Origin of the sequence: Pseudomonas nitroreducens TX1 (assembly GCF_000313755.1) — a bacterium.
Classification (GTDB): Bacteria; Pseudomonadota; Gammaproteobacteria; order Pseudomonadales; family Pseudomonadaceae; genus Pseudomonas; species Pseudomonas nitroreducens_A.
Map to the genome: position 1 here is coordinate 1 of NZ_AMZB01000116.1, position 24,536 is coordinate 24,536.

22 protein-coding genes and 1 pseudogene are annotated in these 24,536 nt (G+C 65.1%); 6 read left to right on the forward strand and 17 right to left on the reverse strand.

The window, feature by feature from the left end; genetic code table 11:
- Nucleotides 1-152: 152 nt before the first annotated feature.
- The 8 genes from murB to C167_RS0115845 form a co-directional block, all read right to left on the reverse strand.
- Nucleotides 153-1,172 (reverse strand): UDP-N-acetylmuramate dehydrogenase, encoded by a 1,020-nt coding sequence (murB, locus tag C167_RS0115810; RefSeq protein ID WP_017519257.1) that lies wholly within the window; start codon nt 1,170-1,172, stop codon nt 153-155.
- Nucleotides 1,169-1,633: a low molecular weight protein-tyrosine-phosphatase gene (locus tag C167_RS0115815; protein ID WP_017519258.1), complete on the reverse strand. Its 465-nt coding sequence runs from the start codon at nt 1,631-1,633 to the stop codon at nt 1,169-1,171. The genes murB and C167_RS0115815 overlap by 4 nt, the downstream gene beginning before the upstream one ends.
- Nucleotides 1,633-2,397: a 3-deoxy-manno-octulosonate cytidylyltransferase gene (gene kdsB / locus C167_RS0115820; RefSeq protein ID WP_017519259.1), complete on the reverse strand. Its 765-nt coding sequence runs from the start codon at nt 2,395-2,397 to the stop codon at nt 1,633-1,635. The genes C167_RS0115815 and kdsB overlap by 1 nt, the downstream gene beginning before the upstream one ends.
- A 4-nt stretch (nt 2,398-2,401) precedes the next feature.
- Nucleotides 2,402-2,587, reverse strand: a complete 186-nt coding sequence (locus C167_RS0115825; protein WP_009621404.1) for a Trm112 family protein — start codon at nt 2,585-2,587, stop codon at nt 2,402-2,404.
- Nucleotides 2,588-2,631: 44 nt separating this feature from the next.
- Nucleotides 2,632-3,630 carry a tetraacyldisaccharide 4'-kinase gene (gene lpxK / locus C167_RS0115830; RefSeq protein ID WP_017519260.1) on the reverse strand — a complete coding sequence of 333 codons (999 nt, stop codon included), beginning with the start codon at nt 3,628-3,630 and terminating at the stop codon, nt 2,632-2,634.
- Entirely contained in the window at nt 3,630-4,079 is a 450-nt protein-coding gene (locus C167_RS0115835; RefSeq protein ID WP_017519261.1) for an ExbD/TolR family protein, read from the reverse strand. Before C167_RS0115835 ends, lpxK begins: the two co-directional genes overlap by 1 nt.
- Nucleotides 4,076-4,711: a MotA/TolQ/ExbB proton channel family protein gene (locus tag C167_RS0115840; protein WP_017519262.1), complete on the reverse strand. Its 636-nt coding sequence runs from the start codon at nt 4,709-4,711 to the stop codon at nt 4,076-4,078. The genes C167_RS0115835 and C167_RS0115840 overlap by 4 nt, the downstream gene beginning before the upstream one ends.
- Before the next feature lie 71 nt (nt 4,712-4,782).
- Nucleotides 4,783-6,993 (reverse strand): DNA internalization-related competence protein ComEC/Rec2, encoded by a 2,211-nt coding sequence (locus C167_RS0115845; RefSeq protein WP_017519263.1) that lies wholly within the window; start codon nt 6,991-6,993, stop codon nt 4,783-4,785.
- 152 nt (nt 6,994-7,145) lie between these two features.
- On the opposite strand from C167_RS0115845, the gene C167_RS0115850 reads away from it, so the two are divergent.
- Nucleotides 7,146-7,676 (forward strand): DUF2062 domain-containing protein, encoded by a 531-nt coding sequence (locus C167_RS0115850; RefSeq protein ID WP_017519264.1) that lies wholly within the window; start codon nt 7,146-7,148, stop codon nt 7,674-7,676.
- Nucleotides 7,677-7,721: 45 nt separating this feature from the next.
- Here C167_RS0115850 and C167_RS0115855 read toward each other — a convergent pair whose 3' ends face one another.
- From C167_RS0115855 to C167_RS0115865, 3 genes are read right to left on the reverse strand one after another with little or no spacing between them, the layout of a single operon-like run.
- Nucleotides 7,722-8,969, reverse strand: coding sequence for a lipoprotein-releasing ABC transporter permease subunit (locus tag C167_RS0115855; protein WP_017519265.1), 1,248 nt, complete (start codon nt 8,967-8,969; stop codon nt 7,722-7,724).
- Nucleotides 8,970-8,980: 11 nt separating this feature from the next.
- Nucleotides 8,981-9,679: a lipoprotein-releasing ABC transporter ATP-binding protein LolD gene (gene lolD / locus C167_RS0115860; RefSeq protein WP_017519266.1), complete on the reverse strand. Its 699-nt coding sequence runs from the start codon at nt 9,677-9,679 to the stop codon at nt 8,981-8,983.
- On the reverse strand, nt 9,672-10,925 hold the full coding sequence (locus C167_RS0115865; RefSeq protein ID WP_017519267.1) for a lipoprotein-releasing ABC transporter permease subunit: 1,254 nt from the start codon (nt 10,923-10,925) through the stop codon (nt 9,672-9,674). The genes lolD and C167_RS0115865 overlap by 8 nt, the downstream gene beginning before the upstream one ends.
- Nucleotides 10,926-11,049: 124 nt before the next feature.
- Between C167_RS0115865 and C167_RS0115870 the strand changes: the two genes are divergently transcribed.
- The 3 genes from C167_RS0115870 to C167_RS0115880 are packed head-to-tail and all read left to right on the forward strand — an operon-like array spanning nt 11,050 to nt 12,673.
- Complete coding sequence (locus tag C167_RS0115870) at nt 11,050-11,625, forward strand: PilZ domain-containing protein (RefSeq protein ID WP_026079094.1); 576 nt, start codon at nt 11,050-11,052, stop codon at nt 11,623-11,625.
- A gap of 14 nt (nt 11,626-11,639) precedes the next feature.
- On the forward strand, nt 11,640-11,954 hold the full coding sequence (locus tag C167_RS0115875) for a hypothetical protein (RefSeq protein ID WP_017519269.1): 315 nt from the start codon (nt 11,640-11,642) through the stop codon (nt 11,952-11,954).
- Nucleotides 11,951-12,673: a glycerophosphodiester phosphodiesterase gene (locus tag C167_RS0115880; protein WP_017519270.1), complete on the forward strand. Its 723-nt coding sequence runs from the start codon at nt 11,951-11,953 to the stop codon at nt 12,671-12,673. Before C167_RS0115875 ends, C167_RS0115880 begins: the two co-directional genes overlap by 4 nt.
- A gap of 42 nt (nt 12,674-12,715) precedes the next feature.
- Here C167_RS0115880 and sthA read toward each other — a convergent pair whose 3' ends face one another.
- The 4 genes and pseudogenes from sthA to C167_RS0115900 all read right to left on the reverse strand — a co-directional run bounded on the left by sthA (nt 12,716) and on the right by C167_RS0115900 (nt 18,435).
- Nucleotides 12,716-14,110, reverse strand: coding sequence for a Si-specific NAD(P)(+) transhydrogenase (gene sthA / locus C167_RS0115885; protein WP_017519271.1), 1,395 nt, complete (start codon nt 14,108-14,110; stop codon nt 12,716-12,718).
- A gap of 210 nt (nt 14,111-14,320) precedes the next feature.
- Complete coding sequence (locus C167_RS0115890) at nt 14,321-15,334, reverse strand: FAD:protein FMN transferase (protein ID WP_017519272.1); 1,014 nt, start codon at nt 15,332-15,334, stop codon at nt 14,321-14,323.
- Between the two features lie 157 nt (nt 15,335-15,491).
- Nucleotides 15,492-16,859 (reverse strand): annotated as a pseudogene (locus C167_RS0115895) (amino acid permease); the annotation flags it as partial.
- Between the two features lie 109 nt (nt 16,860-16,968).
- Nucleotides 16,969-18,435, reverse strand: coding sequence for a glyceraldehyde-3-phosphate dehydrogenase (locus C167_RS0115900; protein WP_026079096.1), 1,467 nt, complete (start codon nt 18,433-18,435; stop codon nt 16,969-16,971).
- 140 nt (nt 18,436-18,575) lie between these two features.
- On the opposite strand from C167_RS0115900, the gene mfd reads away from it, so the two are divergent.
- Together mfd and C167_RS0115910 are read left to right on the forward strand one after the other, a co-directional pair.
- On the forward strand, nt 18,576-22,040 hold the full coding sequence (mfd, locus tag C167_RS0115905) for a transcription-repair coupling factor (protein WP_026079097.1): 3,465 nt from the start codon (nt 18,576-18,578) through the stop codon (nt 22,038-22,040).
- An 11-nt stretch (nt 22,041-22,051) separates the two neighbouring features.
- Nucleotides 22,052-22,711, forward strand: coding sequence for a CsiV family protein (locus tag C167_RS0115910; protein WP_017519276.1), 660 nt, complete (start codon nt 22,052-22,054; stop codon nt 22,709-22,711).
- Nucleotides 22,712-22,784: 73 nt separating this feature from the next.
- Here C167_RS0115910 and C167_RS0115915 read toward each other — a convergent pair whose 3' ends face one another.
- Nucleotides 22,785-23,522: an S-methyl-5'-thioinosine phosphorylase gene (locus tag C167_RS0115915; RefSeq protein ID WP_017519277.1), complete on the reverse strand. Its 738-nt coding sequence runs from the start codon at nt 23,520-23,522 to the stop codon at nt 22,785-22,787.
- Between the two features lie 9 nt (nt 23,523-23,531).
- Nucleotides 23,532-24,530 carry a beta-N-acetylhexosaminidase gene (nagZ, locus tag C167_RS0115920; RefSeq protein ID WP_017519278.1) on the reverse strand — a complete coding sequence of 333 codons (999 nt, stop codon included), beginning with the start codon at nt 24,528-24,530 and terminating at the stop codon, nt 23,532-23,534.
- Nucleotides 24,531-24,536: the final 6 nt, after the last annotated feature.

The window sequence follows — 24,536 nt, forward strand, 5'->3', positions numbered from 1 at the left end:
TCGAGTAAAAGACAGTTGCTCCTACGATCATTTGGGCTCTACAACTCTGGGAGGATTGCGAGCAAGCTCGCTCCTACAAAAGCTGCCTTGTGCGTGGAAAGGGGACAAAAAAAAGGATGCCTCGGCATCCCTTCTTCACGACTGCAGCAACCTCAGTAGAGATTCGGCTCCATCTCCAGCTCTACGCCAAAGCGCTGCTGGATGTCGCCTTGAATGCGCTGCGCCAGACCATGCAGTTGCGCGCCCGTGGCGCCGCCGTAGTTCACCAGCACCAGCGCCTGCTGCGCATGCACCCCGGCAGCACCGTCGCGGAAACCTTTCCAACCAGCCTTGTCGATCAGCCAGCCGGCAGCGAGTTTCATCTGCCCATCACCCTGCGGATAGGCCACCAGGTCGCTGTAGTGCTGGCGCAGCACGTCGGCCTGGCCCACCGAAACCACCGGGTTCTTGAAGAAACTACCGGCATTGCCAAGCACCGTCGGGTCCGGAAGCTTCTCGCGGCGGATGGCACAGATCACTCGCGAGACATCGGCCGGCGTCGGCGCAGTCACGCCCTCCTCCGCCAGGCGCTGGCGTACCGGGCCGTAGTCCAGGTGCAGTTTCGCCGCGCGACTCAGAGCAAAGCGCACCCGCAGGATCAACCAGCGACCCGGTTCGCGCTTGAGGCGACTGTCGCGGTAGGCAAACGCGCAGTCTTCCAGACCGAACTCATGCAGCTCGCCAGTCTGGCGATCCAGCGCGGTCAGACCGGCGAACACATCCTTGATCTCGACGCCATAAGCACCGATGTTCTGCATGGGCGCGGCACCCACAGTGCCAGGGATCAGGCTCAGGTTTTCCAGACCGCCCACACCCTGCGCCAGGGTCCAGCGCACAAAGTCGTCCCACACCTCACCGGCCTGAGCCTCGACCACCACGCGCTCGCCATCATCACTGACGACACGCACACCACGGGAAGCCATGCGCAAGACCAGTGCCTCGACGTCACGGGTCAGCAGGAGGTTGCTGCCGCCGCCAATCACCATCAGCGGCAGACCTTTTTCCGCAGCGGCGGCTATACCGGCGCGCACTTCGGCATCGTCATGAGCCTGGGCAAACCAGCGCGCCGTGACCTCGACACCGAAGGTGTTGTAGGGCTTGAGGGAAATGCGTTCTTGCAGTTGCAGCGTCACAGGCGCCCCTTCACTTCCGTCAGCAGGCCATCGCAGGCCCTTTCCACCAGGTCCAGCACCCTCTCGAAACCATCCTCATCGCCGTAGTACGGGTCGGGGACTTCGTCGATCTCCAGCTCATAGCGACGCAGGAACAGGTCCAGCTCCGCCTTTGCGCCGCTGCCGCGCAGATGCTTGAGATCGCGCAGGTTGGCGTTGTCCATGGCCAGGATCAGGTCATAGCGGGAGAAGTCGGCGACGCAGACCTGACGTGCCCGCAGGCTCGACAGATCATAGCCACGGCGCAACGCGGCGGCGCGAGTGCGTGCGTCCGGCGCCTTGCCGACGTGCCAATCGCCAGTGCCAGCCGAGTCGATCTCGATGCGATCTTCAAGGCCCGCTGCGCGAACCTTGTGGCGGAGCACGCCTTCGGCCGTGGGCGAACGGCAGATATTGCCCAGGCAGACGAACAGGACCTTCATCAAGCCCCCAGGATGCGCCGCACGCGCTCCAGGTCTTCCGGGGTGTCGACGCCGGCCTGCGGAGCTTCCAGGGCATCAGCCACGTGAATACGCACGCCGTGCCAAAGCGCACGCAGCTGCTCCAGACACTCGGTGTCTTCCAGCCAGCACGGGCCCCAGGCCACGAAATCGCGCAGGAAGCGCGCACGGTAGGCGTAGATACCGATGTGGCGACGGTACGGCACGTTGGCCGGCAGGCTTTCGCGGTCCACGGCAAAGGCGTCGCGCGCCCAGGGCAGCGTGGCGCGGCTGAAGGTCAGCGCCAGGCCATTCTTGTCGCTGACCACCTTGACGATATTCGGGTTGAACAGCGCGGCCGGGTCGTGGATTTCCTCGCACAGGGTGGCGATGCCAGCCTCCGGGTGGGCCGCGAGGTTGGCAGCGACCTGATCGATGATCGACGGCGGCACCAGCGGCTCGTCACCCTGCACGTTGACCACGATGGCGTCGTCGGCCAGGCCCAGCGCATCAGCCACTTCCGCCAGGCGGTCGGTGCCGGAGTTGTGCTCGGCGCGGGTCAGCACCACCTGGGCGCCGAAGCCCTGACAGGCATCGACGATACGCTGGTCATCGGTGGCAACCACGACCTGGGTAGCCGAGCTTTTGCCGGCCTGCGCCCAGACGTGCTGGATCATCGGCTTGCCGGCGATGTCCTGCAGCGGCTTGCCGGGTAGACGGGTGGAGGCGTAGCGGGCAGGAATGACGACAGTGTAGGCCTGGGTCATGACGTTACTTGTCCAGACGCTCGTCGACGTTCAGGGTACGCGCCTCGCCTTCCAGCATGACCGGAATGCCGTCGCGCACCGGGTAGGCCAGGCCGTCGGCCTTGCAGATCAGCTCGGACTTGTCGTCGGTGAGCTTGAGCGGGCCCTTGCACAGCGGACAGGCGAGGATATCGAGGAGTTTCGGGTCCATGGTGCGTTCCTTGAGCTAGGAATATTGAGCGGGACGACGGCGGATCAGCGGGCGAGCAGGCGCTCGAGCTGGGCGTCGAACCAGGCGACGAAGGCCGGTGACGGCTGCGCTTCGACGGCGAGGTACCACCAGTCGGGCGCGGCGAAGGGCCGGCATTTCACCGCGTCCTTCTCGGTCATGACCAGCGGCAGTTCCGGCGTGAAGCGCAGCTGCTCGGCGGTATAGGCCGCATGGTCGGGGAAGGGATGCGGAATCGGCCGCCAGTTTAGCGCCTCGAGCGTTGCGAAGAAACGCTGCGGGTTGCCGATCCCGGCCAGCGCGTGCAGCGACTGACCGGCGGGGAAGTGCGCGACACCCCGACGCTCGCCGCTGGCCAGGTTGACCAGGACAGAAGGTCGCAGGACGAAAGAGAAGGCGCCGGGCGGATCGGACGGCGCGCCGTTGTGCAGCACGGCGTCGACTTCGGCCAGCCGCTCGGCCGGTTCGCGCAGCGGCCCGGCGGGCAGGCAGCGGCGGTTGCCCAAGCCACGGGCAGCGTCGATCAGCACCAGCTCAAGGTCACGGGCCAAGCGGTAGTGTTGCAGGCCATCGTCGCAGAGGATCAGGTCCAGCGGCTCCTCGGCCAGCAACGCGCGCACGGCGCTGGAGCGGTCCGGGTCGATCATCAGTGGTACACCGCTGCGGCGCACGATCATCAGCGGCTCATCACCCGCTTGCGCCGCCGACTGTTCGGCGCGCACGCGCCAGGGAGTCTGTGGCGGCCTGGCGCCATAACCGCGACTGACCACGCCGACCTTCAGCCCACGGGCGCGGCAGTGTTCGATCAGCCAGAGGATCATCGGCGTCTTGCCGGTGCCGCCCACGGTGATGTTGCCCACCACGATGATCGGTACCGGAGCGCGGTAGGCCGGCTTGGCACCGGAGAGGAAGTCCTGCCGGCGGCGCCGGGCTACACGCCGGTAGAGCAGTTCAAGCGGCCTGAGCAGGGCCAGGGCCGGGTGGCCCTTGTACCAGGCGTCGAGCAGGCGGTCGGAGAACGCCATCAGGGGGTCTTCTTGTCCGCCCGGGACTCGATGGTGGTGATGCGCAGATGGGTGAAGCCCAGCTTGCCGGCAGCATCCATCGCGGTGACCACGGACTGGTAGTCCACCTTGCCATCGGCAGTGATCACTACCGGCAGGCTGTTGTCGCCAGCGGATTCACGCTGCATGGCATTCATCAGGTTTTCCAGGTCGTCGCGCGCCAGACTCTGGCCGTTGAGCGCGTAGTGCCCCTCGACGCTGATGGAGATTTCCAGCTGCTTGATCTCGGTCGCTTCCGGCGGCGTGCCGCTGACCGCCTCGGGCAACTCGACCTTGAGCTGCGAGGGCTTGGTGAAGGAGGTGGCGACCACGAAGAACAGCAACAGTACGAAGATCACGTCGATCAGCGACGCCAGGTTGATGAAGACGTCCTCGCGGGCCGCTCCGCCCGCTCTGCGGCGGAATTTCACGCTTTGCCTTCCTCGACGAAGTCGACTTCGCGATCGCCCTGGGTCACTTCCACCAGCTTGATGGCCTCCTGTTCCATGGCGATGACCAGTTCATCGACGCGGCGCAGCAGGTAACGGTGGAAGAACACTGCCGGGATCGCCACGATCAGGCCGGCCGCAGTGGTGATGAGGGCCTTGGAGATACCGCCGGCGAGCATCGGCGCGTTGGCCATGCCATCGCCCATGAAGGCGCTGAATATCTGAATCATGCCGAACACGGTCCCCAGCAGGCCGAGCAGCGGCGCCATGGCGGCGATGGTGCCCAGGGCGTTGAGGTAGCGCTCCAACTCGTGGATGACGCGGGAGGCGGCCTCCTCGATGCACTCCTTCATGATCTCGCGACCATGCTTGGAGTTGGCCAGGCCGGCGGCGAGGATTTCACCCAGCGGGGACGACGCGCGCAGGTCCTTCAGGGCCTGGCTGTTCATCTTCTTGTCCTTGATCTGCTTCCATACCTGACCGAGCAGCTGCGGCGGCGCCACGCGGCTCAAGCGCAGGGTCCAGAGACGTTCGGCGACGATCGCCATGGCAGCGACGGAGCTCAGCAAGATCGGCAGCATCATCCAGCCGCCAGCTTTGACCAGTTCCCACACAGTGGTGAATCCCCTGAAAAAAAGTGGCGCCACTCTAGCACAGGGGCCGTGGCGAGCCGACCGCCCGAGGGTCAATTTTCCTGCCAGAAATGTGCACCTTCCCGCACTCCCCGGACCTCGCCATAGGCACCGAGCGTCAGGGTCAGCGCGCCCTGCTCCGCCGTATCCTGAATCCGGATGCCCAGCGCGCGGAAGCGCTCGACGACCGACGGGTGCGGATGGCCATAAGGGTTGTTGGCGCCGCGGGAGATGATCGCCGTCGACGGCCCGATCGCTCGCAGGAAAGCCGGACCGGAGGAGCTGCGGCTGCCATGGTGCCCGGCCAGCAACCAGTCGATGTGCTCGTCCGGATGTGCCGCCAGCCAGGCCAGCTCGGCGGGCTGCGGCAGGTCGCCGGTGAGCAGGATTCGCTCGCCGTTGGCTTGGATTTCCAGCGCGCAGGAGCGGTCGTTGCTTTCCCTGGCACTTGCCCACGCCCAGCTGGCAAGGCGAACGCCATCAATCTGCCACTGCTCGATCCGACAGGGCCGTGCTTGCAATTCGGGCGCCAGTCGCTCCGGCTCGCCACTGATGACTTGCATTGGCCGCAGCGAGCGCTTCACCGCCATGGCGCCGCCGGCATGGTCGTTGTCCGCATGGCTGAGCATCAACATGTCCAGACGACCGATTCCCAGGCTGCGCAGCGTCGGCACGACGACGCGCTCGCCGATGTCGAAATCGCCATTGCGCGCCCCAGTGTCGTAGAGCCAGACCTGGCTGCGAGTGCGGATCAACACCGAAAGCCCCTGCCCCACGTCCAGTACGCGGATCTCAGCCATGCCGGGCGCGGGCAGCAGGACCGTCGGCCAGAACACCGGCAGGAACATCGCCAGCCCCAACGACCGCAAGGGCACGCCAGCCGGAGCAAGCAACAGGAGCGCCCCCAGCATCGCCAATGCCACCGCCCAGGTCGGCGCCGCTACCGGTTGCCAGGCCGGCGCCAGCTCAGCCATCCAGCCGAGCAGGCGGAACAGCAGTTCCAGCACACCGCCCGATACCCAGAGCAGCGCCTCGCCCAGCCAGGGAAGCCCAAGCGCCAGGCTCCCCAGCAGGGCCAACGGCACTACGATCAATTCCACCCAGGGCACCGCGATCAGGTTGGCGACCACACCGGAAACGCTCAGCGGCAAACCCAGGGCAATGGATGCCGGCAGCAACCCGACCGCCATCAGCCATTGCGCGCGCAGCCAGGTCCGCCAGCCGTTCCAGCGCCCCAGCCGCCCCGAGAACCCGAAGATCAACAACGCCACCGCCGCATACGACAGCCAGAAGCCCGGCAACAGCACCACCAGCGGTTCGGCTACCAGCACCGCCAGCAAGGCACCGAGCAAGGGCGCCCACAGGCCTCGATGGCGATAGCGCAGGCGCCATAACAGGACAATGGACACCATGACGCAGGCGCGCTGCAGCGGCACGTCGAACCCCGCCATCAGGCTGTACGCCCAAGCGCCGGCGGCGGCCAGCAGACAGGCACAGGGCAGCCACGGCAGGCGCACCGGCCAGCAGCCGAAGCGGGCCAGCCCGGCAACCAACGCATAGAGCAGGCCGGCCAGCAGCGAGATGTGCGAGCCGGAGATCACCATCAGGTGCAGGGTGCCGGTGTCCTGCAGGACCTGCCAGTCCGCCGTGGTCAGCCCGGAGGCATCACCCAGCACCAGCGCGGCCAGTGCACCTGAGCGGCCGTGAGCGTCGACCGCCAGCAAACGCTGTCGCCAAGCCTCACGCCAGGCGCCGGGGCCACTCGAGACCTCCAGACGCTGCCCGTCCTTTATGCTGCCGGTGGCACCGATACGCTGCGCGGTGAGCCAGGCCTCGTAATCGAACCCTGCACCATTGGCCATGCCGTGGGGACGCTTGAGTTTCACCGCCAATCGCCAGCGTTCGCCGCCTTCCACCGGCGGCCCACCAAACCAGGACAGGCGCAGCGTGGCAGGGACCTTGGCGCGGGGGCTGGAGACGTCGGCGAGCAGGAAGCGCACCGAGGGGCCGGAGCGATCCGGCAGGCCCTCCACCCTGCCCTCCAGCCACAGCGTGCGGCCGTCCAGTTCCGGCGCCAGGCGGTCATCCAGTGCCCACTGCGCCGACAGGCAGGCCCAGGCGAAACCGAGCAGAAACAGGCCGATGAAGTAGCCGCGAGTCAGTAACAGAGGCAACGCGGACAACGCGAGAACCAGCAAGATGCAGCCAGGTGGAAGCACCGGCATCCAGCGCAGCGCCAGCAAACCCAGGGCCAGCGCGAACATCCCTGTACGAGGCAACGGAGCGACTCCTGGCCTGCGGTACAACCGCCGATCCGTTTGAGCGTCGGCGGTTACACACGGACATAGTTGGCAACGAATGACTGTCACCTAGCTAGGCATAATGGTGCGTCGTCCGTCTGCCAGAGATTTCCTCCATGCCGCGCCGAATCTTCAAGCGCTACATGCCGGATCCGGAGAGCATCAGGAACCACAAGGGCCTGCGCTTTCTCGGACCGCTGATCCAGTCGCCCAACCTCTGGCACCTGAATCGCCGCTCCGTGTCCCGCGCCATGGGCATGGGGCTGTTCGCCGCGTTCATTCCGATCCCGTTGCAGATGCTGCTGGCCGCCTCCCTGGCCGTGTGGGTAAGGGCCAACCTGCCGATTTCGGTGGGGCTGGTCTGGCTGACCAATCCGATCACCATGCCGCCCGTCTTCTATTGCACCTACAAGATGGGCGCCTGGGTCATGGGCATCCCGGCCCGCGCCCTGCCCGACCACCTGACCTGGGAATGGATCAGCGGCGAACTGGCGATGCTCTGGCAGCCCTTCCTGCTGGGCTCGGTGATCTGCGGCATCCTGGTGGGCCTGCTCGGCTACCTGGCCACCGAAGGTTACTGGCGCTGGTGGATCGGCCGCAGCTGGCGGCGTCGCCGGGCGCTACGCAATCTGCAACAAGGTCTCTGAAACGAAAAAGCCGCCCCGAGGGGCGGCTTTTTCCTAGGCCGGCGATCACTCGTAACGCAGCGATTCCGCCGGCTGGGTCGAGGCCGCGCGCCAGGCTGGATAGAGCGTGGCGAGGAAGCTCATGGAGAGCGCCGCGACGCAGATCAGCACGATATCGCTGACCTGCGGATCGGAAGGCAGGTAGTTGATGAAGTAGATGTCCGAGTTGAACACGTGGGTGCCGGCGACGCGCTCCAGGGTCGAGACGATGGCGGTGACGTTGTACGCCGCCAGCACGCCGAGCACGCAGCCGATGACGGTGCCGATCAGGCCGATCACCGTGCCCTGCACCATGAAGATCGCCATGATCTGTTTCGGCGTGGCGCCCAGGGTGCGCAGGATGGCGATGTCCGCGCGCTTGTCGGCCACCACCATGATCAGGGTGGCGATAATGTTGAAGGCGGCAACCGCGACGATCAGCAGCAGCAGCAGGCCGATCATGGTCTTTTCCATCTTCATCGCGCTGAACAGGCTGCCCTGGGTATGGGTCCAGTCCACCGAGCGGTAGCCTTCGCCGAGTTGCCTGGCGATGGCGGCACCGACGTCCGGCGCCTGGAACAGGTCCTTCAGGGCGATGCGCACGCTCTGCACCTGGCCAGGCTGCCAGCGCATCAGGCTCGCCGCGTCGTCCACGTGGATCAGCGCGAGGGTGCTGTCCAGTTCGGCACCGACCTTGAAGATGCCGACCACGTTCAGGCGCTGCATGCGCGGGGTGATGCCGCCGGGCGCGGTGCTCGGCTCTGGAACGATCAGCAGCAGGCTGTCACCGACGTTGACGTGGAAACGCCGCGCGGTGATCTCACCGATGACCACGCCGAACTCGGTGGCCTTGAGGTCATCGAGGCTGCCGCGAACCATGTGCTGGCCGATGATCGACACCTGGGTTTCCAGCGCCGGATCGACGCCATCGACCTCGATGGGCTGCATCATGCCCTTGTAGGAGAGCATGCCGTCGACTTCGGTGTAGGGTACCGCGCCGACGATCTTCGGGTTCTGCTTCGCTACCTCGGCGACGCGCTGCCAGTCGTCCAGCGGGCCGCTGGTTTGCTGCAGCACGGCATGGGGGACCATGCCGAGGATGCGCGAGCGCATTTCCTTCTGGAAGCCATTCATTACCGAGAGCACCACGATCATCGCCAGCACGCCCAGGGCAAGTCCGATCATCGAGGTCAGGGAGATGAACGAGATGTAATGGTTGCGTCGCTTGGCACGGGTGTAGCGGGTGCCGATGAAGACGGACAGGGGTCTGAACATTCCGTTATCCCTCAGGCGGCGACCAGCCGGCCCTCCTCCAGGCGCAGCACACGGTCCATCTGCTGGGCGAGGTGGGTGTCGTGGGTCACCACCAGGAAGGCGGTACGCAGGGATTGCGACAGTTCCAGCATCAGCTCCTGGATACCGTGGGCGGTGTGCTGGTCGAGGTTGCCGGTGGGCTCGTCGAGCAGTACCAGCTTCGGCGTGTTGACCAGGGCGCGGGCAATGGCCACGCGCTGGCGCTCACCACCGGACAGCTCGGACGGCTTGTGGCTCAGGCGATGGCCCAGACCCACGCGCTCCAGCAGCGCGGTGGCACGCTGACGCGCCTCGGGGATCGGCGTCTTGCCGATCAGCAGCGGCATGCAGACGTTCTCCAGGGCGGTGAACTCGGGCAGCAGGTGGTGGAACTGGTAGACGAAGCCCAGCGCGCGGTTGCGCAGCAGGCCGCGCTGCTTCTCGTTCAGCGCCGACAGTTGCTCACCGGCCAGCCAGACGCTGCCGGTGCTGGGGGTGTCGAGGCCGCCGAGCATATTCAGCAACGTACTTTTGCCCGAGCCGGAGCTTCCGACGATGGCGACGCGCTCGCCGGGCAGCAGCTCCAGCTGCACGCCGGAGAGCACCTCGACCGATTGCGGGCCTTCCTCGTAGCGCTTGCCGAGGTCGCGGCAACTCAGGACGGCCTGGTCGTTGGGGGTCGGCTTACTCATAACGCAGGGCCTCCGCGGGCTGGGTGCGGGCCGCACGCCAGGCCGGATACAGGGTGGCGAAGAAACTCAGGATCAGCGCGGCGCTGCACACCAGGATCACGTCCTCGCTCATTAGTTGCGAAGGCAGGTAATCGATGAAATAGACGTCCGCGTTGAGGAATTTGTGGCCCAGCAGGCGCTCCAGCAGGGCGATGGCGGAGCTGACGTTGAGCGCCGCGAGGATGCCCAGCACGCCGCCGATGAAGGTGCCGATGACGCCGATCACCGTGCCCTGCACCATGAATGTCGCCATGATCTGCCCCGGCGTGGCGCCCAGGGTGCGCAGGATGGCGATGTCGGCCTTCTTGTCGGTGACGACCATGACCAGGGTGGAAATGATGTTGAACGCGGCGACCGCGACAATCAGCAGCAGCAACAGGCCAATCATGGATTTTTCCATGCGGATCGCCTGGTACAGGTTGCCGTGGCTGCGGGTCCAGTCGCGGGCAAAATAGTCGTTGCCCTTCAGGGTTCGGGCGATTTCCCAGGCGGTACGCGGTGCCTGGAACAGATCGTCGAGCTTCAGGCGCAGCCCTTCGACCTGGCCTTCCTTGAGACGGCGCATGCGGGCTGCGTCGTCGATGTGGACCATGGCGACGTAGCCGTCCAGCTCACCGGCGCCGACGTGGAAGGTTCCCACAACGGTAAAGCGTTTCATGCGCGGGAACATGCCCGCCGGGGTGACCGAGACTTCCGGGGCGATGAAGGTGACCTTGTCCCCCAGCTTCACGCCGAGGTTCTTCGCCGCCTTGTCGCCGATCAGGATGCCGAACTCGCCAGGCTTGAGGCTCGAGAGCGAGCCCTCCTGGAAGAACTGGTCGATGATCGAGACCTTGCTCTCCTCGTTCGGGTCCACGGCGTTGATCAGCACCTTCTGCACCGTGCCGCCGGCGCTGAGAAGGCCCTGCATCTGGATGAAGGGTGCGACCTCCAGCACATTGGGGTGCTGGGTCTTGATCTGCCCGGCGATACCCTGCCAGTCGGAGATGGGCTGGTAGGACTCGACCGTGGCGTGGGGCACCATGCCCAGCACGCGGGTGCGCATCTCGTGGTCGAAGCCGTTCATCACCGAGAGCACCACGATCATCACCACGACGCCCAGCGCGAGGCCGATCATGGAGGTGAGCGAGATGAAGGAAACGAAGTGGCTGCGGCGTTTGGCGCGTGTGTAGCGCGTTCCGATGTAGACGGAAAGGGGTCTGAACATGTGGGGCCGAATGAGAAGGTGAAGAGTGCGTCGGGCGTCAGTTCCATCTGGCGTGCGACTTCCGTGTGGCGAGGCTCGGCAGGCGGCTTTACACTCAGACCATCACTGCCGCCGTGGGTTCGCCATGTCCACTCCAGACGCGGATGACCGCCGCGAATACTATCGTATTGAAGACACGCTCGCATTGGAATTTCGCCCGCTGCGCGAGGACGAAATCCAGTCGCAAGAAGTGCTTCAGGATGATTCCGCGCTGTTCAATCTGCTCAGCGACCTGCACCTGACCGACTTCGAGTCGCAACACCTGCTGCGGCATATCAATGAGCGCGACCGCCCGCTGGCCAGCTACCTGAAGGTGATGAACAAGCGCATCGACCTGATCGCCCAGGCCCTGACCCAGAGCCTGCTCAGCGAGATCGGCCCGGCACGCAAGGTGACGCTGTCCGAAGGCGGCATCGATTTCCGCGACGCGCAGCCACTGCCTGTCGGCCAGGACCTGGCGATGAAGATCGTCCTGCTGCCCCACGGCCTGGGCCTGCTGCTGCGTGCCAAGGTCACCCACTGCCAGCAGCAGACCGAGGGGGATTACGAGATCGGCACCGAATTCGAGATGCTCGGCGATGCCCCGCGCCAGTTGCTGGCCCGCCACATCCTTCAGCGCCAGGCATCGGAACGTCGTCAGGCCAAGGCCCGCGAAGAATGACCCCAGGGAAATCCATGCGCCATCTGCTGCTCCTGTTGAGCCTTGTCACTCCGCTGCCACTGCTGGCGGATACCCTCTCGATACCCGTGGGCGCCCAGGGCGACCCGCACATCGTGCTGCCGGCCCGAGGCGAGAGCCAGAAGGCCGTGCTGGAGCGCTTTGGCCTGCCGGACGAAGAGCACCCGGCGGTGGGCAAACCGCCTATCTCGCGCTGGGACTACCGCGAATTCAGCGTCTATTTCGAAAGCGGGGTGGTGGTCGATGCCGTCCGCCAGCACCGCTCGCAATACCTCAAAGACCTCCCACCGACTCCCAAGGAGCCCCAGTGACTCTGATCTATGGCCATCGCGGCGCCAAAGGCGAAGCACCGGAAAACACCCTGAACAGCTTCCTGCGCTGCCTGGAACATGGCGTGAAACGCTGTGAACTGGACCTGCACCTGTCCAGGGATGGCGAGCTGATGGTGATTCACGACCCGACGCTCAAGCGCACCACCGGCCGGCGCGGCAAGGTATCCGAGCAACTGGCGGACGATCTGGTGAGCATGGACGCCCGCGACGGCGGTCCGGGCTGGGTGCGCCCCTGCCCCATCCCGCGCCTGGCGGAACTGTTCGAGCGCTGCGAGTTCGAGCACTGGCAGCTGGAGGTGAAAAGCGCATCGAAGGATCGTGCCAGCCGCACGGTGCAAGCGATCCACCAATTGGTGGGCCGTTTCGGCCTGCGCGACCGGATCACCGTGACCTCGAGTTCACGCACCGTGCTGCGCGCACTGGAGGAGCTGGCGCCGGAACTGTCGCGCGGGCTGGTGGCGGAATACGCCTGGCTCGACCCATTGAAGGTCGCCGCGCATTACGGCTGTGACCTGCTGGCGCTGAACTGGATGCTGTGCACCCCGGAGCGCTTGCTGAAAGCGCAGAAGCAGGGACTGCATGTGTCGGTCTGGACGGTCAACGAGCCGGCACTGATGCGCCGGCTCGCCGATTTTGGCGTGGATAGCCTGATCACAGACTTTCCCGGTTTGGCCACTGCCACGATCGGGAATCGCTGAGCAGGTTCCCCCCGACCGGCTCAGGCCGCCGGTCGGGGTATTTCAAAAAATCCGGTTCAGGCCGTCGAACGCCGCAACGCGGTAGGCTTCGGCCATGGTCGGATAGTTGAAGGTGGTGTTGACGAAGTACTTCAGGGTGTTCAGCTCGCCCGGCTGATTCATGATCGCCTGGCCGATGTGGACGATCTCCGAGGCCTGGTCGCCGAAACAGTGCACCCCGAGGATTTCCAGGGTGTCGCGGTGGAACAGGATCTTCAGCATGCCCACCGGCTCGTTGGAGATCTGCGCGCGAGCCATGCCCTTGAAGAAGGCCTTGCCCACTTCGTAGGGAATCTTCGCCACGGTCAGCTCCTGCTCGTTCTTGCCGATGGAGCTGATCTCCGGAATGGTGTAGATGCCGGTCGGCACGTCGTTCACGAAGCGCCAGCCATCGTGCTCGACGATGTTGCCGGCGGCCGAACGCCCCTGGTCGTAGGCAGCGCTGGCCAGGCTCGGCCAGCCGATCACGTCACCCGCGGCGTAGATGTTCGACACCGAGGTCCGGTAGTTCTCATCCGTCTCGATCTGGCCACGGCTGTTGACCTTGATGCCGATGTTCTCCAGGCCCAGGCGGTCGGTGTTGCCGGTGCGGCCATTGCACCACAGCAGGGCGTCTGCCTTGATCTTCTTGCCCGACTTCAGATGCAGGATCACCCCGTTGTCCAAGCCCTCGACGCGCTCGTAATCCTCGTTGTGACGGATCAGCACGTTGTTGTTGCGCAGGTGGTAGCTCAGCGCGTCGGAGATTTCGTCGTCGAGGAAGCTCAGCAGTTGGTCGCGGGTGTCGATCAGGTCTACCAGCACACCCAAGCCACTGAAGATCGAGGCGTACTCGCAGCCGATCACGCCGGCTCCGTAGATGATCAGGCGGCGCGGAGTGTGGCTCAGGGACAGGATGGTGTCGCTGTCGTAGACGCGCGGGTGGTTGAAGTTGATGTCCGAGGGGCGATACGGGCGCGAACCGGTGGCGATGACGAACTGGTCGGCCACCAGGCGCTCGACGGCGCCGCTGGGGGTGACGACTTCAACGGTGCGTTCATCGACGAAACTGGCGGTGCCGTTGAACATGTCGATGCGGTTGCGCGCGTAGTAGCCGGTGCGCGAGGAAACCTGCTTGGAGATCACCCGCTCGGCGCTTTTCAGCACGTCCGGGAAGGAGAACCAGCGCGGCTCGCCGATCTGGCGGAACATCGGGTTGGTGTTGAACTCGATGATCTGCTTCACCGAGTGACGCAGCGCCTTGGACGGGATGGTACCCAGGTGCGTGCAGTTGCCGCCGACCACGCGACGGCTGTCCACCACCGCCAGCTTGCGCCCGTACTTGGAGGCGTTCATCGCTGCCCCCTCGCCTGCCGGGCCCGTGCCGAGAATCACCACGTCGTAGTTGTAGACAGCCATGCGTACTCCTTCAGAACAGGCCGGGACGCTCGCTTGGTGCTCCCGGCAGAACCCCGGCACCACATGCGCCGAGGCGGATCGAAATCATTGGCGCAGCTTAGCCCTGCGGCAAAAGGCTGCACATTAGCGCTTGGTCGGCAGGTAGGCGAATTTTGCCGCCACTACATGCCGTTGCCACCGTTGCGAGTGCCATCATGCCCGCCGAAGCTTTCATTCGGGCGACGGAAACAGCGCTTCGAAACGCGTCGTCGCGCGGGTCACGAAACCCTCGCCCTGGCGCACGATAAAGAACGCCGCCAGCCCATTGCGCTCGGCAAAGGTATAGCCCTCCTCCGGCCCCAGCACCATCAGCAGGGTCGACAGACCATCGGCGCGCAGCGCCTGGCCTTCCGCCACGGTGACCGCCGCCAGCGCATGGCGCACCGGCGCACCGGTGCGCGGATCGAAGGTGTGCGAATAGCGCTGCCCCCCCTCTTCGAAATAGTTGCGGTAGTCGCCGGAGGTGGACAGGCCGATGCCGTCCAGCGCCACCGAGCGCTCCACCTGCCGCTCGCGCTCGCCGCTGGGCACTTCCAGGGCGATGCGCCAGGGCGTGCCATCGGGCTTGTGGCCCACGGCCTTGAGTTCTCCGGTGATTTCCACCAGGTAATCGGTCAGGCCCAAATCGGCCAGACGCGCACTGACCTGATCCACCGCGTAGCCGGCGACGATGCTGTCGAAGTCCAGCTGCGCGTCGACGTCCTTGCACAACTGATCACCGTCCAGACGCAGATGCTGATGGCCGACGCGGGCTCGCTCGCGCTCCAGCGCAGCGGCATCGGGCACCTTCTCGCTGCGCGACTGCGGGCCAAAGCCCCAGAGGTTCATCAGCGGCTCGACGCTGAGGTCGAAGGCGCCGCCACTCTGCAGGGAAAGCTGTTCGCCGTAGCGCCAGAGCGTCAGCATGTCCGCCGGCAAGGCCATGCAGGCGCCGGCGGGCAAGGCGTTGAAGCGGGACACCTCGGAGTCGTCGCGGTAGGTGGAGAACTGCTCTTCCAGGCTCGCCAGGATCGCGTCGACCTCGGCCTTGAGCTTGGCTGAATCCGGCGACTTGCCAGTCGGCACGAACTGCACCGTGTAGCTGCTGCCCATGGTCGGCCCGCCGAAGCGCTCGACGGATTGCCCGCAGCCGCTCAGGGCTGCCAGAACCAGCACTATCAACAGGCTTGCACGGGACAAGGTCATCTCCATCAGCCGCCAGGTGCGCGGCGCCGGGCATTCTACCGCAAGCAGCCGGCGCCACTGTTGCCACTCTGGCAAAGGTGCATTACCCAAATAAAACGGGAGCCGAAGCTCCCGTTTCTCAATCGGCTCAGGCGTTGGCCTTGGCCGGGGTCTTGCGCTTGAACAGGTAGCACACCCCCATCAGTACTATCCACACCGGGATGGCGTACACCGACACGTCGATGCCCGGGATCTGCAGCATGATGCCGAGGATGAAGACCACGAAGGCCAGGCACAGCCAGTTGCCGAAGGGGTACCACAGCGCGCGGAAGAACGGCTGCACACCCTTGGCCGACATGGCCTTGCGGAACTTCATATGGGCCAGGCTGATCATCGCCCAGTTGATCACCAGCGCGGCGACCACCAGCGACATCAGCAGCTCCAGCGCCTGGTGCGGGATCACGTAGTTGACCACCACGCAGGCCAGGGTAATGAAGGCCGAGACACCGATGGCCAGCAGCGGCACGCCACGGTCATCGACCTTGGCGAAGGCACGCGGCGCATCGCCCTGTTCGGCTAGGCCGAAGAGCATGCGGCTGTTGCAGTACACGCAGCTGTTATAGACCGACAGCGCGGCGGTGAGCACCACGAAGTTCAGGATGTGCGCCGCATACTCGCTGCCCAGCAACGAGAAGACCTTCACGAACGGACTGCCGCTGTAGGGATCGCCGGCGCTGTTGATGCTCTGCAGCAGGGCATCCCAGGGGTACAGCGAGAGCAGAACGGCCAGGGCTCCGATATAGAAGATCAGGATCCGGTAGATGACCTGGTTGATCGCCTTGGGAATCACCTTCTTCGGCTCGGCGGCTTCGGCGGCGGTGATACCGACCAGTTCCAGGCCTCCGAAGGAGAACATGATGATCGCCAGGACCATGATCAGCCCCTTCCAGCCATTGGGGAAGAAGCCGCCATGGGTCCACAGATTGCTCACCGAGGCCTGCGGACCGCCGGCACCGCTGACCAGCAGCCAGACGCCCAGCAGGATCATGCCGATGATGGCAACGACCTTGATGATCGCGAACCAGAACTCGGTCTCGCCGAACGCCTTCACGTTGAACAGGTTGATGGCGTTGATCAGGACGAAGAACACCGCTGCCGTCGCCCAGGTCGGGAAATTCGGCCACCAGAACTGGATGTACTTGCCGACCGCGGTCAGCTCCGACATGCCCACCAGAATGTAGAGCACCCAATAGTTCCAGCCGGACATGAAGCCGGCGAAACCGCCCCAGTATTTGTGCGCGAAATGGCTGAAGGAGCCGGCAACGGGCTCCTCGACGATCATCTCGCCCAGCTGGCGCATGATCAGGAAGGCGATGAAGCCGCCGATGGCGTAGCCGAGGATCATCGACGGGCCGGCGGATTGCAGGACGCCGGCAGAGCCCAGGAACAGGCCGGTACCGATGGCGCCGCCGAGGGCGATCAGCTGGATATGGCGGTTCTTCAGGCCGCGCTTCAGCTCGCCTTCATGCAGATGTTGTCCATCCATTTGAAGTCTTTCCAGGTTCGGGAATTGGCAGATTTTATTGATGTTTTATGGGGGTGCCACTAACGAAAAACGGGAGCCCGAGAGCTCCCGTTTTCCTGATCCGCCTGAATCAGCGCGGGAAAGCCGGCGGGTTGACGCCAGCCATGTCTTCCATCACGCGGACGACCTGGCAGCTGTAGCCGAACTCGTTGTCGTACCACACGTAGAGGACGACGCGGTTGTCGTTGGCGATGGTCGCCTCGGCATCAACCACGCCCGCATGGCGGGAGCCGACGAAGTCGGTGGAAACCACTTCCTGGGAAGCGACGAAGTCGATCTGCTTCTGCAGGTCCGAGTGCATGGCCATCTGGCGCAGGTACTCGTTGATCTCTTCGCGGGTGGTGGCCTTTTCCAGATTCAGGTTGAGGATGGCCATAGAGACGTTCGGCGTCGGAACGCGGATGGCGTTGCCGGTCAGCTTGCCCTTGAGCACCGGCAGAGCCTTGGCTGCGGCGGTAGCGGCGCCAGTCTCGGTGATGACCATGTTCAGCGGCGCGGCGCGGCCGCGACGGCTGCCCTTGTGGAAGTTGTCGATCAGGTTCTGGTCGTTGGTGAACGAGTGAACGGTTTCGACGTGGCCGTTGACGATGCCGTACTGGTCGTTGACCGCCTTCAGCACCGGCACGATGGCGTTGGTGGTGCAGGACGCGGCGGAAACGATCTTGTCGTCAGCAGTGATGTCGCCATGGTTGATGCCATGCACGACGTTCTTCAGCGCACCCTTGCCCGGAGCGGTCAGGATCACGCGATCGATGCCCGGGCACTTCAGGTGCTGGCCCAGGCCTTCGGCGTCACGCCACTTGCCAGTGTTGTCGACCAGCAGGGCTTTCTTGATGCCGTACTGGGTGTAGTCGATCGACGCCGGGTCGTTGGAGTAGATCACCTGGATCAGGTTGCCGTTGGCAGTGATCGTGTTGTGCTCTTCATCGATGGTGATGGTGCCATCGAACGGACCGTGCACGGAGTCGCGGCGCAGCAGGCTGGCGCGCTTGACCAGATCGTTGTCGGCGCCCTTGCGGACGACGATGGCGCGCAGGCGCAGGCCGTCGCCGCCGCCGGTCTTCTCGATGAGGATGCGTGCCAGCAGGCGGCCGATCCGACCGAAGCCGTACAGGACGACGTCGGTGCCTTCGCGGGCCCCGCCGTTCTGCTTGCCGACCACGTCGGCCAGCTCGTCCTTGGTGAACTGCTCGATGCTGCGGCCATTACCTTCGGTCTTGAACTTGGCAACCATCTTGCCCAGGTCTACCGAGGCGGCGCCCAGCTTGAGCTCGCTCATCGCCTTGAGGATCGGGAAAGTGTCGTGAACCGACAGCCCGCCTTCTTCGGCCAGGCGGTGACGGGCGAAGCGGTGCGCTTTGAGGATCGCGATCACCGAACGGTTGATCAGGCCACGGCCGTAGATCGAGGTCACCACGTTGTTGTTACGGTACAGCTGACCGATCAGCGGAATCATGGCTTCCGCGAGGGCTTCACGATCGATCCACTCACCGAGACACTGGTCGGGCTTCTGGGTCACGGGCAATACCTTCCACATGTAGGAGAAGAAAAAAGGGGCTACATTATGACGGCGCGAACAATCGCCGGCAATCCGCAGCGGTCGTATGACTGACATCCGTCAATCGGGATAGTTACAATCCGATGGGTCAAATTCCTCGACCGGAGCCACGACTGCCCGTGTCCGTATTACGTATTCCTACCTTGCCGACCGCGGCCGGCAAGCAATCCTGGGGCAACCTCCCTGGAGCCGCCCTGAGCCTGGCCATCGCCGAAGCGGCTGGGCCGGCGAAGCGTTTCACGCTGTTGCTGACCGCCGACAGCCAGAGCGCCGAGCGCCTGGAGCAGGAGCTGCGCTTCTTCGCGCCGGACCTGCCGGTGCTGCAGCTGCCCGACTGGGAAACCCTGCCCTACGACGTCTTCTCGCCGCACCAGGACATCATCTCCCAGCGCGTCGCCACTCTGTATCAACTGCCCGAACTGCGCCGCGGCGTGCTGGTGGTGCCCATTACCACCGCCCTGCACCGGCTGGCGCCGGCCAAGTTCCTGCTCGGCAGCAGCCTGGTATTGGACGTCGGCCAGAAACTCGACGTCGAGCAGATGCGCAGCCGCTTCGAGGCCGCCGGCTACCGCTGTGTGGACACCGTCTACGAACACGGCGAGTTCGCCGTGCGCGGAGCGCTGATCGACCTGTTCCCTATGGGCAGCGAACTGCCCTACCGCATCGACCTGTTCGACGACGAAATCGAGACCCTTCGTACGTTTGATCCGGAAACCCAGCGTTCCATCGACAAGGTGGAGAGCATCCGCCTGCTGCCGGCGCGCGAGTTCCCGCTGCGCAAGGAAGCGGTGACCGGTTTCCGTGGCCGCTTCCGCGAGCGTTTCGATGTCGACTACCGCCGCTGCCCGATCTATCAGGACCTCGCCAGTGGCCTGACACCCGCCGGTATCGAGTACTACATCCCGCTGTTCTTCGAAGAGGGCGAGACTTCGACGCTGTTCGACTACCTGCCACAGGACACCCAGGTGTTCTCCCTGCCGGGCATCGAGACCGCCGCCGAGCAGTTCTGGACGGACGTGCGCAACCGCTACGAAGATCGCCGCTACGACCCGGAACGCCCGCTGCTGCCGCCGGCCGAAGTCTTCCTGCCGGTGGAAGACTGCTTCGCCCGCCTGAAGAACTGGCCGCGCGTGGTGGTCAGCCCGGAACCGATCGAGACCGGTGTCGGCCGCGAACGCTTCCCCGCCGAAGCGCTGCCGGAACTGGCCATCGAGGCCAAGGCCAGCGAACCGCTGGCGCGCCTGCGCCAGTTCATCGAGCAGTTCGACGGGCGCATCCTCTTCACCGCCGAGTCCGCCGGCCGCCGCGAGGTACTGCTTGAGCTTCTGGCGCGGCTGAAGCTGCGCCCGGTGGAAGTCGAGGGCTGGCCGGGTTTCCTGTACCACAGGGACCGTCTGGCGATCACCATCGCACCGATGGACGAAGGCCTGCTGCTGAACGGCGACAAGGGCCAGCCGGGCATCGCCCTGGTGGCCGAAAGCCCACTGTTCGGCCAGCGTGTCATGCAGCGCCGGCGCCGCGAGAAAACCCGCGATGGCGGCGAGAACGTCATCAAGAACCTCACCGAGCTGCGCGAAGGCGCGCCGGTAGTGCACATCGACCACGGCGTCGGCCGCTACATGGGCCTGATCACCCTGGAAATCGACGGCCAGAACGCCGAATTCCTCGCCCTGGAATACGCCGACGAAGCCAAGCTCTACGTGCCGGTGGCCAACCTGCACCTGATCGCCCGCTATACCGGCAGCGACGACGCCCTGGCACCACTGCACAAGTTGGGCTCGGAAACCTGGCAGAAAGCCAAGCGCAAGGCCGCCGAACAGGTCCGCGACGTCGCCGCCGAGCTGCTCGACATCTACGCCCGCCGCGCCGCGCGCAAGGGCTACGCGTTCAAAGACCCGCAGGCCGACTACGCCACCTTCTCCGCCGGCTTCCCTTTCGAGGAAACCCCGGACCAGCAGACCGCCATCGAAGCGGTGGTAGCCGACATGCTCTCGGAAAAGCCGATGGACCGGCTGGTCTGCGGCGACGTGGGCTTCGGCAAGACCGAAGTCGCCATGCGCGCCGCCTTCGTCGCGGTGCACAGCGGCAAGCAGGTCGCCGTGCTGGTGCCGACCACCCTCCTCGCCCAACAGCACTACAATAGCTTCCGCGACCGCTTCGCCGATTGGCCGGTGAGCGTCGAGGTGATGAGCCGTTTCAAGTCCGCCAAGGAAGTCGAAGGCGCCGTGGCGCAGCTGGCCGAAGGCAAGGTCGACATCGTCATCGGCACCCACAAGCTGCTGCAGGACGACGTCAGGTTCAAGAACCTGGGCCTGGTCATCATCGACGAGGAGCACCGCTTCGGCGTGCGCCAGAAGGAGCAGCTCAAGGCGCTGCGCAGCGAGGTGGACATCCTCACCCTCACCGCCACGCCTATCCCGCGCACGCTCAACATGGCCGTGGCCGGCATGCGCGACCTGTCGATCATCGCCACGCCGCCGGCGCGACGTCTCTCCGTGCGCACCTTCGTCATGGAAGAACAGAAATCGGTGATCAAGGAAGCCCTGCTGCGCGAACTGCTGCGCGGCGGCCAGGTGTACTTCCTGCACAACGAAGTGAAGACCATCGAGAAGTGCGCCCGCGACCTGGCGGAACTGGTTCCCGAGGCGCGCATCGGCATTGGCCACGGGCAGATGAACGAGCGCGACCTGGAACGGGTGATGAGCGACTTCTACCACAAGCGCTTCAACGTGCTGGTGGCCTCGACCATCATCGAGACCGGCATCGACGTACCCAGCGCCAACACCATCCTCATCGAGCGCGCCGACAAGTTCGGCCTGGCCCAGCTGCACCAGCTGCGCGGACGCGTCGGCCGCAGCCACCACCAGGCCTACGCCTACCTGCTCACCCCGCCGCGCAAGCAGATGACCCCGGACGCCGAGAAGCGCCTGGAAGCCATCGCCAACGCCCAGGACCTCGGTGCCGGCTTCGTGCTGGCGACCCATGACCTGGAAATCCGCGGCGCCGGCGAACTGCTCGGCGACGGCCAGAGCGGGCAGATCCAGGCGGTGGGCTTCACCCTCTACATGGAAATGCTCGAACGCGCGGTGAAGGCCATCCGCAAGGGCGAGCAGCCGAATCTGGAACAGCCGCTGGGCGGGGGGCCGGACATCAATCTGCGCGTACCGGCACTGATCCCCGAGGATTACCTGCCGGACGTCCACGCCCGCCTGATCCTCTACAAGCGCATCGCCAATGCCGCCGACGAAGACGGCCTGCGCGAGCTGCAGGTGGAAATGATCGACCGCTTCGGCCTACTGCCTGACCCGGCGAAGAACCTGATTCGTCTGACTTTGCTGAAACTGCAGGCAGAGAAGCTCGGGATCGTGAAGGTAGATGCCGGCCCGCAGGGAGGCCGGGTAGAATTCGCCGCCGATACCTGCGTCGACCCGCTGGTGCTGATCAAGATGATCCAGAGCCAACCCAATCGGTACAAATTCGAAGGGGCCACCCTCTTCAAGTTCCAGGTGCCCATGGAGCGCCCGGAAGAACGGTTCAATACGCTGGAGGCACTCCTTGAGCGCCTCACGCCACAGACTCACTAAGGACCCTGTGCATGCGCCTGTTCCAACCCTTGCTGCTGTCGCTGGCGCTTCTGTCGCCCGCCGCCTTCGCCGAGCCCTACCAGGTGGAGCTGATTCTCTTCCAGCAGTCCGGCGACCCCGTGTTCGCCAGCCGCCCCGCCCCGGACGACTGGGCCAAGGGCGCGCAACCGCCCGGGCCGGACAGTTCGCGCCCCACAGCAATGGACGCCCAGGTGGCCAAGCTCAAGCAGAACGAAGGGTTCCAGGTCCTGATGCACAAGGCCTGGCGCCAGGAAATCGATGCCAACCCGGTGCGGGTTTCCCTGAGTGAAGGCGACAAGCGTGACGGCCACTTCCCGGTGGAAGGCACCGTCGCCCTCAGCCAGCAACGCTTCGTGAACACCCAGACCGACTTCTGGATCAACCAGTTCGGCCAGGATGGCCTGCTTGCCGCCAGCCAGCACATGGTCCAGGAGGCCAGCCTGAAGAACAGCGTGCTCACCTACCTCGACCATCCTAGCCTGGGCATGCTGATCAAGGTGACTCCGCTCAACGCCAAGCCTGCTTCCGCGCCGCCGCCCGGCATGGAAGACGAAGCGCCCACCGGCCCGGACGCGTCGCAGCAGCCAGCCCCGGCCGCCCCGGCAGACGGTGGTTTCGACGCCCCGCCGCCGGCGCAGCCCGCGCAATAATGAAAAAAGCCCGGCACTCGCCGGGCTTTTGTTTTTTGTAGGAGCGAGCTTGCTCGCTCCTACAAGTCCTCCATCAGCTCACCAACACGCGCCCCAGCACCTCGCGCACCTTGCCGATGCCTTCGTGCAGCGCCTGCTCGATCTCGGCCATGGTGATGATACCGCTGGACTTGCCCGCCGCCGGGTTCACCACCAACGACAGACAGGCATAAGGCAGGTCCAGCTCACGAGCCAGCGCGGCTTCGGGCATGCCGGTCATGCCGATGATGTCGCAACCGTCGCGTTCCAGCTTGGCAACTTCCGCCACGGTTTCCAGGCGCGGCCCCTGGGTCGCGGCATAGACGCCATGACTGCTGTACGCATAGCCCAGCCCCTGCAGGGCGGCGATCAGCTTGACCCGCAGCGCCTCGTCATAGGGATGGCTGAAGTCGATGTGAGTGACATGCTCGATGTCACCGGCGAAATAGGTGTGCTCGCGGCCCCAGGTGTAATCCACGATCTGGTGCGGCACGCAGAGATGGCCGCTACCCATGGCCGCGTGGATGCCACCCACCGCGTTCACCGCCAGGATGGCTTCGGCCCCGGCCTGCTTCAGCGCCCAGAGGTTGGCGCGATAGTTCACCTGGTGCGGCGGGAAGCGATGCGGATGGCCGTGACGGGCAAGGAAGAGCACCTCGCGGCCAGCGAACGCGCCGCGCTGGATGGCCGCCGAAGGCGCGCCGTAAGGCGTGTCCAGCTCGATGGCGTCCTTCAGGGTCAACCCTTCGAGCTGGGTCAGGCCGGTGCCGCCGATGATGGCGTAGACAGTCATGGCAAATCCTTAGTCGATCAGTTGAGCGGCGCGCAGTTCGCCGACGGCTTGTTGCCAGCGCGGCAGCTGCTTGTATTCGGTGCCCGGCCAGGCCTTGGCGCGCATGCGCTGCAGGCGCTGTGGGGCAGTCACCTTGAGGCGCTGCAGGGCGCCCAGGGCCAGCTCGGCGGAGGCGCGGTCGTTGCACACCAGGCCCATGTCGCAACCGGCGCTCAGCGCGGCCTCGATGCGGTTGGCGGCATCCCCGACCACGTGGGCTCCGGCCATGGACAGGTCATCACTGAAGATCACGCCGTCGAAGCCCAGCTCGCCGCGCAGGATGTCCTGCAACCAGCGGCGAGAGAAGCCGGCGGGGTTCGGATCGACCTGCGGGTAGATCACATGGGCCGGCATCAGCGCATCCAGCTCGCCGGACAAGCGCTGGAACGGCACCAGGTCCACGGCTCGGATCTGCTCCAGCGTACGCTCGTCCTCCGGAATGCCGACATGGGAATCGACTTCGGCCCAGCCGTGGCCGGGGAAGTGTTTGCCGGTGGAAGCCATGCCGGCGGCGCGCATGCCGCGGATGAACGCACCCGCCAGTGTGACGGCACGCTCTGGATTGCCTTCGAACGCGCGGCTGCCAACTACGGCGCTGCGTTGATGATCCAGATCCAGCACCGGGGCAAAGCTCAGGTCGAGCCCAACCGCCAGCACTTCGGTTGCCATCAACCAGCCACATTGCTCGGCCAGCCGCTCGGCATTGGCATTGTCAGCGATGGCACGCATCGCCGGCAGGCGCAGAAAACCCTGGCGCAGGCGTTGTACGCGACCGCCTTCCTGGTCCACCGCCAGCAGCAGGTCGGGACGCACCGCGCGAATGGACGTCATCAGCTCGCGCACCTGGCGCGGCGATTCGATGTTGCGGGCGAAGATGATCAGGCCACCGACTTCCGGGTGGCGCAGGATCTGGCGGTCCTCGGCGGTCAGCCAGGTGCCGCCGATGTCGAGCATCAGGGAGCCTTGCATGTGCAT

Excerpts from the sequence above, each read along its gene's own strand:
- C167_RS0115815 (WP_017519258.1), bottom strand. The coding sequence starts at position 1,633 with ATGAAGGTCCTGTTCGTCTGCCTGGGCAATATCTGCCGTTCGCCCACG.
- kdsB (WP_017519259.1), bottom strand. The coding sequence starts at position 2,397 with ATGACCCAGGCCTACACTGTCGTCATTCCTGCCCGCTACGCCTCCACC.
- C167_RS0115825 (WP_009621404.1), bottom strand. The coding sequence starts at position 2,587 with ATGGACCCGAAACTCCTCGATATCCTCGCCTGTCCGCTGTGCAAGGGC.
- lpxK (WP_017519260.1), bottom strand. The coding sequence starts at position 3,630 with ATGGCGTTCTCCGACCGCCTGCTCGACGCCTGGTACAAGGGCCACCCG.
- C167_RS0115845 (WP_017519263.1), bottom strand. The coding sequence starts at position 6,993 with ATGTTCGCGCTGGCCCTGGGTTTGCTGGCGCTGCGCTGGATGCCGGTG.
- C167_RS0115850 (WP_017519264.1), top strand. The coding sequence starts at position 7,146 with ATGCCGCGCCGAATCTTCAAGCGCTACATGCCGGATCCGGAGAGCATC.
- C167_RS0115855 (WP_017519265.1), bottom strand. The coding sequence starts at position 8,969 with ATGTTCAGACCCCTGTCCGTCTTCATCGGCACCCGCTACACCCGTGCC.
- lolD (WP_017519266.1), bottom strand. The coding sequence starts at position 9,679 with ATGAGTAAGCCGACCCCCAACGACCAGGCCGTCCTGAGTTGCCGCGAC.
- C167_RS0115865 (WP_017519267.1), bottom strand. The coding sequence starts at position 10,925 with ATGTTCAGACCCCTTTCCGTCTACATCGGAACGCGCTACACACGCGCC.
- C167_RS0115870 (WP_026079094.1), top strand. The coding sequence starts at position 11,050 with ATGTCCACTCCAGACGCGGATGACCGCCGCGAATACTATCGTATTGAA.
- C167_RS0115875 (WP_017519269.1), top strand. The coding sequence starts at position 11,640 with ATGCGCCATCTGCTGCTCCTGTTGAGCCTTGTCACTCCGCTGCCACTG.
- sthA (WP_017519271.1), bottom strand. The coding sequence starts at position 14,110 with ATGGCTGTCTACAACTACGACGTGGTGATTCTCGGCACGGGCCCGGCA.
- C167_RS0115890 (WP_017519272.1), bottom strand. The coding sequence starts at position 15,334 with ATGACCTTGTCCCGTGCAAGCCTGTTGATAGTGCTGGTTCTGGCAGCC.
- C167_RS0115900 (WP_026079096.1), bottom strand. The coding sequence starts at position 18,435 with ATGTGGAAGGTATTGCCCGTGACCCAGAAGCCCGACCAGTGTCTCGGT.
- C167_RS0115910 (WP_017519276.1), top strand. The coding sequence starts at position 22,052 with ATGCGCCTGTTCCAACCCTTGCTGCTGTCGCTGGCGCTTCTGTCGCCC.
- C167_RS0115915 (WP_017519277.1), bottom strand. The coding sequence starts at position 23,522 with ATGACTGTCTACGCCATCATCGGCGGCACCGGCCTGACCCAGCTCGAA.
- nagZ (WP_017519278.1), bottom strand. The coding sequence starts at position 24,530 with ATGCAAGGCTCCCTGATGCTCGACATCGGCGGCACCTGGCTGACCGCC.